At 63.9% G+C, this 12986-nt stretch carries 10 protein-coding genes and 1 tRNA gene; 5 read left to right on the forward strand and 6 right to left on the reverse strand.

The annotated features are described in order from the left end of the window. Nucleotides 1-10: 10 nt before the first annotated feature. Nucleotides 11-1846 carry an ABC transporter ATP-binding protein gene (locus tag HWY30_RS21145; RefSeq protein ID WP_090801134.1) on the reverse strand — a complete coding sequence of 612 codons (1836 nt, stop codon included), beginning with the start codon at nt 1844-1846 and terminating at the stop codon, nt 11-13. A 695-nt stretch (nt 1847-2541) separates the two neighbouring features. On the opposite strand from HWY30_RS21145, the gene HWY30_RS21150 reads away from it, so the two are divergent. From HWY30_RS21150 to HWY30_RS21160, 3 genes are all read left to right on the forward strand, one after another. Beyond that, a complete protein-coding gene (locus HWY30_RS21150; protein WP_090801132.1) occupies nt 2542-3606 on the forward strand; it encodes a glycosyltransferase family 4 protein in 1065 nt (354 codons plus the stop codon). Nucleotides 3607-3851: 245 nt separating this feature from the next. After that, a complete protein-coding gene (locus tag HWY30_RS21155) occupies nt 3852-4700 on the forward strand; it encodes a hypothetical protein (RefSeq protein ID WP_090801130.1) in 849 nt (282 codons plus the stop codon). Between the two features lie 150 nt (nt 4701-4850). Next, entirely contained in the window at nt 4851-5315 is a 465-nt protein-coding gene (locus tag HWY30_RS21160; RefSeq protein WP_090801129.1) for a DUF2214 family protein, read from the forward strand. Between the two features lie 85 nt (nt 5316-5400). Here HWY30_RS21160 and HWY30_RS21165 read toward each other — a convergent pair whose 3' ends face one another. From HWY30_RS21165 to HWY30_RS21185, 5 genes are all read right to left on the reverse strand, one after another. After that, on the reverse strand, nt 5401-7275 hold the full coding sequence (locus tag HWY30_RS21165) for an ABC transporter ATP-binding protein (protein ID WP_090801127.1): 1875 nt from the start codon (nt 7273-7275) through the stop codon (nt 5401-5403). 518 nt (nt 7276-7793) lie between these two features. Beyond that, nucleotides 7794-7868 (reverse strand) — tRNA-Val (locus tag HWY30_RS21170). Nucleotides 7869-7916: 48 nt separating this feature from the next. Then, nucleotides 7917-8651 carry a DNA polymerase III subunit epsilon gene (gene dnaQ / locus HWY30_RS21175; RefSeq protein WP_090801125.1) on the reverse strand — a complete coding sequence of 245 codons (735 nt, stop codon included), beginning with the start codon at nt 8649-8651 and terminating at the stop codon, nt 7917-7919. An 81-nt stretch (nt 8652-8732) separates the two neighbouring features. Continuing rightward, a complete protein-coding gene (rnhA, locus tag HWY30_RS21180; protein WP_008919315.1) occupies nt 8733-9179 on the reverse strand; it encodes a ribonuclease HI in 447 nt (148 codons plus the stop codon). Further along, on the reverse strand, nt 9176-10057 hold the full coding sequence (locus HWY30_RS21185; protein WP_090801123.1) for a class I SAM-dependent methyltransferase: 882 nt from the start codon (nt 10055-10057) through the stop codon (nt 9176-9178). Before HWY30_RS21185 ends, rnhA begins: the two co-directional genes overlap by 4 nt. A gap of 18 nt (nt 10058-10075) precedes the next feature. Here HWY30_RS21185 and gloB point away from each other — a divergent pair, with 18 nt between their 5' ends. Both gloB and HWY30_RS21195 read left to right on the forward strand, forming a co-directional pair. Next, a complete protein-coding gene (gene gloB / locus HWY30_RS21190) occupies nt 10076-10867 on the forward strand; it encodes a hydroxyacylglutathione hydrolase (protein WP_090801121.1) in 792 nt (263 codons plus the stop codon). A gap of 157 nt (nt 10868-11024) precedes the next feature. Next, nucleotides 11025-12713 carry a transglycosylase SLT domain-containing protein gene (locus tag HWY30_RS21195; protein ID WP_090805403.1) on the forward strand — a complete coding sequence of 563 codons (1689 nt, stop codon included), beginning with the start codon at nt 11025-11027 and terminating at the stop codon, nt 12711-12713. Nucleotides 12714-12986 lie beyond the last annotated feature (273 nt).

Raw genomic sequence — 12986 nt, forward strand, 5'->3', positions numbered from 1 at the left:
CAGGCGTGCGTCAGGCTACGTGCTGTTCGTCGACCTTCTTGCCGCCGATATGCAGCGTCTGGCCCTTGCCATACTGCTTCGAGAGCAGGTCGCGATAGAGGCCCGGACGCTGGCGCAGTTCTTCCGGCGTGCCGTCGTCGATGACCTTGCCGGCGCTCATCACGATGATCCGGTCGAAGTTGTTCAGCGTCGACAGACGGTGCGCGATCGCGATCACGGTGCGGCCGACCATCAGGCGGTCGAGCGCCTTCTGGATCGCTTCCTCGGACGCGCTGTCGAGCGCGGACGTGGCTTCGTCGAGCAGCAGGATCGGCGCGTTTTTCAGAATCGCGCGCGCGATTGCGATGCGCTGGCGCTGACCGCCCGATAGCTTCACGCCGCGGTCGCCCACGATCGTGTCGTAGCCTTCCGGCATCGCTTCGATAAAGTCCACGCAACGCGCCTCGCGCGCGGCGGCGAACACTTCCTCGCGGCTCGCGTCCGGGCGGCCGTACGCGATGTTCTCGTACACCGTGCGATGGAACAGCGAGATGTCCTGGGGCACCAGCGCGATCGCGTGGCGCAGGCTGTCCTGGGTAATCGACGCGATGTCCTGGCCGTCGATCTTGATCGCGCCACCCTGGGTCTCGTAGAAGCGCTGCAACAGCGCGAGCACGGTCGATTTGCCGGCGCCCGACTTGCCGATCAGCCCGACGCGCTGACCCGGTTCGATATCGAGGTCGAAGTGATCGAGAATCGGCCGGCGGCGCGGATAGGCGAACGTGACGCTGTCGAACGTGACGCGGCCGCCCTGCGGCACAAGTTCGGTCGCGTCGTCGCGATCGGGCATGCCGTGCGGTTCGAGCAGCGTGCGCACGGCCTCTGCGAGTCGCGCGACGTGCTGCGTGACGTCGACGAGCGCGACGGCGAGATCGCGCGTGCCGTGCAGGATCGTGAAGCCGAGCGAGCTGACGAGCACGATGTCGCCCGAGGTCGCGCGGCCCTGGTCCCACAGCCATAGCGCCCAGCCTAGCAGGCCGGCCGACAGCAGCGCGGTGACCACGGCGTGCAGCAGACGCAGCTTTTCCAGGTACAGCAGGCTTTGCTGGCGCGCGTCCATTTCCGACTTGACCGTCGAAGCAAAGCGGTGCTGTTCGCGGAACGTCATGCCGAACGCGCGCACGAGCCCCATATTGCTGATCACGTCGACAAGCTCGCCGTCGACCGATGCCGCCTTGGTCGCGAAATTATGGTGACGCGCGGAACCGCGGCCCGCGAGCTTGTACAGCACGACCGACAGGATCGCCGAGCACAGCATCAGGCCGGCGGCCATCAGCGGGTTCACCGCGATGATCATCACGATCGCGCCGAGCACCGCGATGCACGGCGGCAGCACGTTCCACGCGGTGGTGTTTTCGGCGGTGTAGACGGCGTTCGAGGTCGCGGTGATCCGGCTTGCCAGCATGCCGGGCTGCTTTTCGGCGTAGTAGGTCGGCGAGTGGCCGCTCAGGTACTGAAACAGGTCGCGCCGCAAATCGCCTGTCACGGCGACGAACGTGTGCGCGGCGAACCAGCCGCCGATCCGCCACAACAGGTTGTCGGCAGCGATCAGGCCGACGAGGATCGCGAACGCGCCCCACAGCGGTCCCGGATGATGCCTGCCGCCGCCGAGCACGTCGATCAGATGTTTGATCGCGTACTGCGAAGCGAGTGCACAGCCCACGGCCGCAAACACGCTGCACAACACGATCGCATGCGCGAGCGGATGGCGGCGGATAAAGCGGAAGAGAAACGCAAGTGGCCGGTGCGCATAGCTCGCGAGCTTGGCGTTCTGGGCGTTACGCTGGGCGATGGTCAAGTGTTCCAATTGAGCTGAGATCGATGTGTTGCGGGTTGTGCATGCAATGCGCGGACCACACGGACAAGCATGGCTCTGCGTGAAGCCGATGCTTCGCATTGTAAACATGCAAAGGCGATTGCGCCCTGTGTATCCGGGCTTTGACGCGATTGATTTCGCGATGGACCTCCGCGATCTGCGTCGTCCCGACACACCAGCCGACGGGCCATTCAGGCAGATTGCGGAAAATTTCGAGATATGATTACAGATTGCATTCGACCGCGCTGCGGCAATTTTGCAATTCCTACCGGCAACGTTGATGGGCGAGAGCTCACAGACACGGTACCGCCGCGCCTCCCGAAACCTCGTGCATACTGTAGAACTGTCTTTGAAAACAAGGGTTTGCAAAGTGTTTCGCATTTGTAACAACGTAAAGACTTTGAAATGCTGCGGTGCTGCAACAATCCAGGCATCGATAATGCGTGCTCGTTAGCCCGGCAATTTTTCTGACAGTTTGTCAACGTCGGTGCAGCGGGCGCGTTTACTCGCACATGCCCAGTCGCTGATCCACTTGTCCGGGCTCGTTACCAAGCGATCCATCGCAGGATTTCTCAAAAGAATCAGGCCCGCGCCGGCATTTCCGGCCAGACTGCCCTGGCGAGCAAGCGAGTCGCTTTTTCCAAATGCAGTACTTTTGCCTGATTTTTTACTAGGAGTTCGTCAATATGCGAATCGCTCAAATCGCTCCGCTGCACGAGGCGGTTCCTCCCAAGCTGTACGGTGGTACGGAACGCGTGGTGTCCTATCTGACCGAGGCGCTGGTCGAGCAGGGCCACGACGTCACGCTGTTTGCAAGCGGTGATTCGCAAACCTCGGCGAAGCTCGAAGCTTTCTGGCCGCAGGCGCTGCGCCTCGACCCGACGATCCGCGACGTGATGGCGCCGCACATGCTGCTGCTCGAAGAAGTGCGCCGCCGCGCGGACGAATTCGACGTGCTGCATTTCCACATCGACTACTACCCGTTCTCGCTGTTCGCGCGTCAGCCTGTGCCGTTCGTCACGACGCTGCACGGCCGTCTCGATCTGCCTGAGCTGCAGCCGATCTTCAACACGTTCAATGACGTGCCGGTCGTGTCGATCTCGGACAACCAGCGCATTCCGCTGCCGCAGGCGCACTGGCTGCAAACCGTCTATCACGGTTTGCCGGAAGACGTGCTCAAGCCGATTCCCAACGTCGAGCCCGGCTACCTCGCATTCCTGGGTCGCGTCTCGCCGGAGAAGGGGCTTGACAGGGCGATTCGCATCGCCGGGCAGGCAGGCATGAAGCTCAAGGTCGCCGCCAAGATCGACAAGGCCGACCGTGCCTACTACGAAGAAGTCATCAAGCCGCTGATGTCGTTGTCGCACGTCGAGTACATCGGCGAAATCGGCGAAGCTGAAAAGCGCGAGTTTCTCGGCAATGCGCACGCACTGGTGTTCCCGATCGACTGGCCGGAGCCCTTCGGTCTCGTGATGATCGAGGCGATGGCTTGCGGCACGCCGGTGATCGCGTTCAATCGCGGTTCGGTGCCGGAAGTGATCGAAAACGGCGTGTCGGGTTTCGTCGTCGAGGACGAAATCAGCGCGGTCGCCGCCGTCAAACGTCTGCACACGCTGCCCCGCGCTGGCGTGCGCAAGGCGTTCGAGGCGCGCTTCTCGTCGAAGGTGATGGCGCAGAACTACGTCGCCACCTATGAAGAGCTGCTGCGCCGCAAACATCGCACGGTGCTGCGCGAAGTCAACGCGGGCTGATTGGCGATTGTTTCGCGGTAGATAAAACGCTGTCGGCAGGAACCCGTTGCACGCTTCCCTGCTGCTCTGAACGCCCCGCCAGCACGTCGCCGGCGGGGCGTTGTTGCATGCGCGCTGCGTTTTTCGTCGGTGCACAACTGAAAATACGGGTTTCCGCGCGGCGCGAACGAGCCAGTCTCGGTAATATCCCTATAATTGCCGTGCCGCAAATTGGGCTGCGGTGCCGCCGACGACAGGAGGATGCCTTGGCGAGAACGAAAGAGACGCGCGCGAACGCCGCGCCCGGCGCCGGAACGATTTTTACGTTGCGCGCCATCGGTCTCGTGCTCGCTGCCCGCTGGTTTTTCTCGATGTCCGAGATGAAGCTGACCACCGCGCTGACCGCGATGGCGTCTTCACCGTGGGCATGTATCAACCTCGTTTTTCTGTTCCTGCTGATCTTCCTGCCGGGCGCGCGCGCCGTCGCGGAGCGTCCGTTCCATCCGTTGCCGCAATGGCTGCGTCAGGCGCTGCGCCTGTTCGCGTTCCTCGGGTTTTTGTTTGCGCTGTGGTCGGTCGGCGCGTTCGTCGCGAGCGCAGGCTGGCGTCGCGCGATGCAGGCGGTCGCGGCCAGCAACGGTTGGCTCGTCGCGGCGCCGGTGCTGTATGCGATCGTCTTGTGGATCTGCCGGCCGCTGCCGTTGTGGCGCACCAATGTGGCGGCGCGGCGCTTCGCGATCGGCCGCTATGCGGTGTCGCTCGATCCGCTGACCCGCACCGTCGTCGTGTGGGCTGAGCGGCGCAAGGTGGGGCAATACGATGCGCGCGAATTGTCGGTGCGCTGGGCGAGCGGTTCCAATGCGCGCGCGACGCCGGCGCCCGCGGTCGCGTTCGGCGCGCCGGGCAAGGCCGGCGCGTCAGCGGCGCCGATAGGGGCGGTCGCGGCGCCCTCGCTTGCGCGCAGCGCGTTCGGCGTACGTCCGAAGGTCGAGTTGCTGTGGGATTCGCCGGCCGCCGCGGGTCATAACCGGCAGACCGTTTTCCGCGCCGCGCTGACGACCGAAGGCGATCGCGTCGCCGCTCGCGCGCTCGACACGACGCTGCGCCAGGTCTGACGCTGCATGTTTTGTGCTATCGGTCACATCGCGTGGCCGCTGCACGCATCCCGAAGCGAAGCTTCGTCGATAATGCAATCAAGGCGCCCGGCCTGCAGGCGGGCGAGTGGGACACTCATCGATCATATTGCGTCTTTCGCAGGAGTCGCCATGCTGGTTCGCTGGTTGCTTGCCGCCCTTCATCTGCTCGCTTATGGTTTTGCGCTCGCGTCGATTCTCAGACGCACGTGGTCGCTGCGTCGCGCGTCGGTGCCCGCCGCGTTGCGTTCGGTGTTCCGCGCCGATTCACGCTGGGGCATCGCCGCGCTGGTGCTGATCGTGACCGGCCTGATGCGCATGTTCGGTAGCTATGAGAAGGGCGCCGACTACTACCTGCACCAGCCGCTCTTTCACGTGAAGATGACGTTGCTCGCGCTGATCCTGATCCTCGAAGTGCCCACGATGCTCGGCCTGATGCGCTGGCGCGCGTCGATCCGCAGCGGCGCGGCGCCGAATCTGAAGAAGGCGCGATCTTACGCGCATTTCAGCGTGATCCAGACCGTGCTGCTGGTTCTGATGGTGTTTGCCGCGACCGGAATGGCGCGCGGCATCGGGTTGCCCGCTGGCGCGGTGTAGCGCGGCGGGCCTTCTATTGCCAGGGGCTTGGTGGCGCCAGGCGTGGCATCGTTTGCCGCGAAGCCTGGTGCATGCCTGCGTCGCGCTAGCCGACCAACAAGCCAGAATCGTCGACCCGGTCGGCTTTGACCTTTGCCGACTCGCGCACGAGCTCCGGCTCGCCGAGACCCTTGATCAGCTCCAGCGCCTGACGCTCGAACAAGCGACGGTACAAGCCGTTGTCGCGTTTGATCAGCGCGTCGTGGCTGCCTTCCTCGATCACCTTGCCCTTGTCGAGCACGAGGAGCCGGTCGAGCGCACGCACCGTCGACAGCCGATGCGCGACCACCAGCGTCGTGCGCCCCTGCATCAGCCGCTCCATCGCGCGCTGGATCAGCACTTCGCTTTCGCTGTCGAGGCTCGACGTGGCTTCGTCGAGAATCAGGATCGGCGCGTCGGCGAGAAAAGCCCGCGCGATCGCGACGCGTTGACGCTCGCCGCCCGATAGCTTGATGCCGCGTTCGCCGACCAGCGTGTCGTAGCCGTTCGGCAGCGCGGCGATGAAGTCGTGCGCGCTCGCGAGCCGCGCGGCCCGCTCGATGTCGGCGCGGCTCGCGCCGGGCCGTCCATACGCGATGTTCTCGGCAAGCGAGCGGTGAAACAGTAGCGGCTCCTGCTGGACGATCGCGATCTGGCTGCGCAGCGACGCTTGCTGGACCTGCGCGATGTCCTGGCCGTCGATCGTGATCCGCCCGCCCGAAATGTCGTGAAGGCGCTGGATCAGCTTGATGAAGGTCGTCTTGCCCGAGCCGGAATGACCGACCAGCCCGACGCGCTCGCCCGCCGCGATGCGGATGGAAAAGTCGTCGTAGAGCGGCCGGCTGTGCGCGCCATAGTGAAACGACACCTGCTCGAAGCGGATCTCGCCGTCGCGGATCGCGATGGCGCCGGCGCCGGGACGATCCTCGACGCCGAGCGGCTGACTCTCGAGCGACACCAGTTCCTCCATGTCGTTGACCGAGCGCTGCAGGTTACGGATGTGCATGCCGATGTCACGCAGATAGCCTTGCAGCATGAAGAACATCGTCAGCGCGAACGTGATGTCGCCGACGCTCGCTTCGCCGCGTGCCCACAGCAGTAGCGCCACGCCGAGAATCGCCGCCTGGATCGCGGCCAGCATGCCCCCCTGGAGGCCGCCGTTGAGCGTGCCGCGCACCCACGTGCGGCGTGTGCGTTGCCGCCATTTGCCGATCACGTGCGCGAGGCGCGCTTCCTCGCGCGCTTCCGCGCCGAATGCCTTGACGACGCCGTTGCAGCTGACCGCATCGGCGAGCGCGCCGCCCATGCGTGTGTCCCACGCGTTCGCGAGACGCGCGGACGGCGCGACGAAGCCCAGCGATACCGTCACGGTCACGCCGATGTACAGCAACGAGCCGATGCCGACGACGTTGCCCATCATGGGCCAGCGCGAGCCGAGCAGCAGGGTCGCGCCGATCAGCATCACCAGCGATGGCAGCAGCGCGATCAGCAGCGTGTCATTCAGCAGGTCGAGCGCCCACATGCCGCGCGTGATCTTGCGCACGGTCGAGCCGGCGAAGCTGTTCGCGTGCCAGTCGGTCGAAAAGCGCTGCACGCGATGAAACGCCCGCGCGGCGATCTCGCTCATCATCTTCAGCGTGAAGCGGATGATGTTGAAGTACACGCCCTGGCGCAGCAGCGTCGCGGTGAGGCCGAGCGCGGCGAGCGCGCCGAAGGCCGCGAGCGCGTGATGCCAGATGGGCGCCGACGACGCCGGACCGGCCGCGATCGCGTCGACGAGACGTCCGGCGAAGACCGGCGTCAGGATGTCCGCGCCCGCCGTAAACAGCGCGAGCGCCGCGATCACGACGATGCGCCCCGGCTGTTGCGCCCAATGACGGAAGGTGAAGCCGAGGACATCCTTGAAGGCTTGTCCGCGAAAGTCGAGTTTTCTGTTGGCCATTTGCTTTGGGCCCGGCGAAGCACGAGCGCGCCGAGATTCCAGTCAGAAGCGAAAAAGGGGTAGACAGCCAGCGGATGCCGGAATCCGCGCGGGAACGCGCGAAAAGATACGACGGCAAACAACGGCAACGGAACAACGGACTGTCTGGAATGAACGCGGTGCGCCTGCCGAGGCGGCGGCGCATCAGCGACGACGCTGCGGCTTCAAGGTCGCATCGGTCGTGGCGGACGGGCCGGCGGTCGTGGAACCATGCGGGGGAGCGCGCGATGCACTGCAAACATGTGGCGCCTCCCTGAGATGGTTCAAGATGGAGAAACCGGACGGAGCCGGACCGGGCGAATGCCCGTTTGCCGAATATAGCAATAGTGCGGGGCGCTCGCCAACCTACGGAACGACGTGGTTCTATAGCCAACGATCTCTCGTATGGCGCACGCGACGTATTTGCCGGCAAATAGAAAAAGGGCTTACGCATTGCTGCGTAAGCCCTTTTGTCTTCGGTGATCGACACACCAAGAATCTGGTGGGTAGTACTGGGATCGAACCAGTGACCCCTGCCGTGTGAAGGCAGTGCTCTACCGCTGAGCTAACCACCCGAAGAGATCGAAATTATGTCAGGGAATTTAGGGTTCGTCTAGTCTTTTTTAAGCAGTTTGCTCATCAGTTGCTGGCGCGGGTTCAAGACGCCATACGCTCGCGCCTTTGAGCGCCTTGTCGAGATCGTCGAGTACGGCTTCGTGCGCGGTGCTTTCGTCGTCGCTCGCAGCGATCACGACCAGCTCCAGCGAGTCGAGCGCGACACGCGGAGCATGTGTATCGCCGCCGGCCTGCGCTTCGCCGAGCATGTCGATGACGAGGCTTTCCTGACCGCGCGTCATCGCCAGATAGACCTCGGCAAGCAGTTCCGAGTCGAGCAGCGCGCCGTGCAGCGTACGGTGCGCATTGCTGATGCCGAAGCGGTCGCACAGCGCATCGAGCGAATTGCGCTTGCCGGGGAACATCTGCTTGGCTTGCGCGAGCGTGTCGATGATCTCGCCGCAGTGCATGCTCACTGGCGGCAGACCGAGCAGCGCGAACTCGGCGTCGAGAAAGCCGATGTCGAATGGCGCGTTGTGGATGATCAGGTCCGCGTCCTGGATGAAATCGCGGAACTGGTCGATGACCTCCGCGAACTTCGGCTTATCGCTCAAAAATTCCGTGGTGAGGCCGTGCACCGCGAGCGCGCCCGGATCGCTGTCGCGCTCGGGGTTGATATAGAAGTGCAGGTTGTTGCCGGTCAGCCGGCGGTTCACGAGCTCGACGCAACCGAGTTCGAGAATCCGGTCGCCGCCGCGGGCGTTCAGGCCGGTAGTTTCGGTATCGAGGATCAGTTGACGCATGTCGGATTAGCCTGCTTCGAAAAAATTGCGGAAAAAAAGCGGGGAGGGCGGCGCGCGGTGTTGCCGATGCGCGCACGCTCTTTAGATCTCGGCGAGCGATGCCACGCCGCGATTGGCCAACTGATCGGCGCGCTCGTTTTCCGGGTGGCCATTGTGGCCGCGCACCCAGCGCCATTCAATCTCGTGTTGCGCGACGAGCGCATCGAGCCGCTTCCACAGATCGGCGTTCTTGACCGGCTGTTTCGCCGCGGTGACCCAGCCTTTCTTCTTCCAGCCGTGAATCCACTCGCTGATGCCTTTCTGTACGTACTGCGAGTCGGTGTGCACGATCGCCTTGCACGGGCGCTTCAACGCCTCGAGCGCGGAAATCACGCCCATCAGCTCCATGCGATTGTTGGTCGTGTTGGCCTCGCCGCCGAACAGTTCTTTTTCCTGGCTGCCGAAGCGCAGCAACGCGCCCCAGCCGCCAGGGCCGGGATTGCCCTTGCAGGCGCCGTCGGTATAGATGTCGATGTGATCTGGAGTCATTCGGTGTGGTTTCGTGTGTTCGGGGTGGCGGCGGGCGCGAGGCCTGCCGCGAGCACGGGCTTTTTCACTTTGAGCGGCCCGACGAGACGCATGCCGCGCACGCGCTTGATCGCCTTGATCATGTAGGTGGCGCCGAAAATCGGCCACCAGCGGTCGCCGGCGGCTTCCATGAAGCCGTAACGCGCGAGCCATTGATCGCTCGCGAGCGGCGGACGATAGCAGCCGAAGCGCCCGCGTTCAAGGTCGAAGCCGAGCAGCTTGATCCAGTCCTTCAGGCGCGTGAACGCGATCAGATCGACGGCGGAGGGCACGAACGGGCGGCCTGTCATCTTGCCGATCGACTGCCGTACTCCCCACAGCGACAACGAGTTGAAGCCGAGGATGATCAGTTGGCCTTCGGGCACCAGCACGCGTTCGGCTTCGCGCAGCAGCCGGTGCGGGTCGCTGGTGAATTCGAGCGTATGCGGCATCACGAGCAGGTCGACGCTTTGCGCTTCGAACGGCAGATCGAGCAGGTCGCACCAGACCGCGCTGCGCCCGGCCGGCGCGTGCAGACCAAGGGCGCCTCGCGCGGCGTTCGCGGGGTTGTCGTCGCCAGCGTTGCCCGCGCTGCTGATGCCGCTCACGCTGCCACGACGTGCCCAGCGCGGATACGTATACGGCGCGCTCGCGCCGCTCGCCGCGTCGAGCACGAGGCCGCGGCACGGCATGCGGTTCTCGCGCAGCGCGTCGAGCTGCGGCAGGCCGAGTTGCAGCGCATGATAGCCGAACACGTCCGACACCACGCGATCGAGCTGGGTTTGCTCCCAGTCGAGCACGTAGCGGCCTGGCGGCGAATCGGTCCAGGCGGGCCAGTCTATAATCGCTCGGTCAGTCATATTAAAAATGCGTCGCCTATGAATGCGCTCGAGTACGTACCGGTCCCGGCGTTTGAAGACAATTACATCTGGGTCATTGCCGACGGACACCACGCGGTCGTCGTCGATCCGGGCGAAGCCGCCCCTGTGCGCGCCTGTCTGGCCCAACGAGGCTGGCGGCTGAGCGCTATTTTACTCACGCACCATCATCAAGACCACGTCGGCGGGGTGGCCGATCTGCTGAACGGCCAGGACGTGCCGGTCTACGGCCCCGCCGGCGAAGCGATCGCGCACCTGACACATCGTCTCAAAAGTGGCGATCACGTGACGATCGCTGCTCCCGCACTTGAATTCAGCGTGCTCGACGTGCCCGGTCACACGAGCGGACACATTGCCTATTTCCAGGCGGCCGATACGCGCGGCACGCCGCACGTGTTTTGCGGCGACACACTGTTCGCGTGCGGTTGCGGGCGCCTTTTCGAAGGCACGCCGCAGCAGATGCTGAACTCGCTCGATGCGCTCGCCGCGCTGCCCGGCGCAACCGAAGTGCACTGCGCACACGAATACACGCTGTCGAACATTCGCTTCGCGCTCGCTTGCGAGCCGCACAATGCCGAACTGCAGGCGTGGCGCGACAAGGCAAACGAATTGCGCGCCCGCCACCAGCCGACGCTGCCGACCACGATCGCGCACGAGCTCGCGGTCAATCCGTTCCTGCGCGCAGGCGAGCCGGCGATCCAGTCGAACCTCGAAGCACGATTGCACGAAACGGTGTCTGACCGGCTGAAGGCCTTCACATTGATGCGCGAATGGAAGAACCGCTTCCGTTGATCCGGAGCGCATTCGGCGGTTCTTCACGCGATGAATCGGAAAAATTCGCCAAGCCCCAGATTTGGTTGATTTTTTTCTTGATTTTCCAATTGACGGAAACGTTGACGTTTCGTACTATCGGCTGCAAATTCCAGCCCTTGTGGAAACCGAGACGTTCATGCGATTTATCTTAAGTGCGTTATTGGTCCTGACACTCGCCGCGTGCGCGAGTCAGGGACCGACGACGAATACCGCCACTAACCCCGCCAGCCAGCAGGCCGTAGCCGACGCCCTTCGCAAGAACGCCACCGCTAAAGAAACCATCAACGTCGACCAGAGCTCCGTCAATCAGTTGACGAGCCAGGACGCCGATCTGTGGGGCCGCATTCGCCGTGGCTTCCAGATGCCGGACCTGCAGAGCGACCTCGTCGACATGCAGCTGAACTGGTATCTGCAGCGTCCCGATTACGTGCAGCGCATGACCGAGCGCTCGCAGAAATACCTGTATCACATCGTCGAGGAACTTGAGTCGCGCCATATGCCGACCGAGCTCGCGCTCTTGCCGTTCATCGAGTCTGCATATAGCCCGCAGGCTTTGTCGGTCGCCAAGGCTGCGGGTATGTGGCAGTTCATGCCGGGCACGGGCCGGACTTACAACCTGAAGCAGAACATGTGGCAGGACGAGCGCCGCGACGTGCTTGCGTCGACCAGTGCCGCGCTCGACTACCTGTCGAACCTGCACGACATGTTCGGCGACTGGCAACTCGCGCTCGCTGCGTATAACTGGGGCGAGGGCAACGTGCAGCGCGCGATCGCGCGCAACGAGGCGGCGGGTCTGCCGACCGACTACATGAGCCTGCGTCTGCCGAACGAAACGCGCAACTACGTGCCGAAGCTGCAAGCGGTCAAGAACCTCGTGATGAACCCGCAGATGTACGGGCTCACCCTGCCGTCTATTCCGAACCACCCGTACTTCGTGACGGTCACGACCTCGCACGACATCGACGTCGACGTCGCCGCGCGGCTAGCCAATATGTCGACGGACGAGTTCCGTTCGCTGAACCCGTCGTTCAGGAAGCCGGTGATTCTCGGCGCGACGCAGCCGCAGATTCTGTTGCCTTTCGACAACGCGTCCGCGTTCGAGCGCAATCTGAAAACGTACTCGGGCTCGCTGTCGTCGTGGACGACCTACACGGTCGATGCACGCGCGACGCCCGCGGCGATCGCACAGAAGATCGGCGTCGACCCCGACACGCTGATGGAAGTGAACAAGATTCCGGTCGGTATGCGCCTGAAGCCGGGCTCGACGATCGTCGTGCCGCGCGGCTCGGACGACGACGAGGACATCAGCGCCGACGTCGCCGAAAGCGCGGTGCTCGCGATGGAACCCGACGTACCCGACACGCGCAAGATGCTGATCCGCGTGCGTCGCAATCAGTCGATGGCGGCCATCGCGGTGCGCTACGGCGTGTCGGTCGGTCAGCTGAAGGCGTGGAACAGGACGCATCGCGATCAGGTTTCGCGCGGCCAGGTGATCGTGCTGCACGTGCCGGTCGGCAAGCCGGTACCCAGCGAGCCGGGTCCGGAAAAGATTGCCGCCGACGTGCAAGGCGGCAGTGTGCAGAAGATTGGCGTCCACGTCGCAGACACACACGGTGAATCGCGCTACGATAAGAAGAAAGGGCGCGGCCACTCCGCCATCGTCAAGGTCTCCGAGCCGGGCGGCAAGGGTAACAAGCCGGCGGCGCCCGTTGCCAGCAAGGGCAAGGTCGAGAAGGTCTCGGCCTCGGAGCCCGGCAAGGCGTCGAAGGCCGCGGCTGAGAGCCGCCCGAAGACCGTGGCCAACGCGAAGAAGAAGGGTAAATAGACCAATAGCGGCTCTCACGGTAGTGACCACATGCGTTGCGGGGGCAGCGCATGGATTGCGCTCCGATCACGTACCGTGTTCATCCAACGCCGTCACCTCAGGGTGACGGCGTTTTTCATTGGTGCGCCAGGCATGGCGCGTAGCGCCGTGACTGGCGCTGTCCGACCCGCTGTGGTGGCGAGCCGGATGACTTGGGGGTGAAAGTCCTCTGCACACCCGGCAAGGGGAAGTGCTAGCTGAACGGCAAGGGTGTCCGTCGTAAGGCGGAATCTG

The sequence above is a fragment of the Paraburkholderia tuberum STM678 genome (assembly GCF_902833905.1).
Taxonomy (GTDB): domain Bacteria; phylum Pseudomonadota; class Gammaproteobacteria; order Burkholderiales; family Burkholderiaceae; genus Paraburkholderia; species Paraburkholderia tuberum.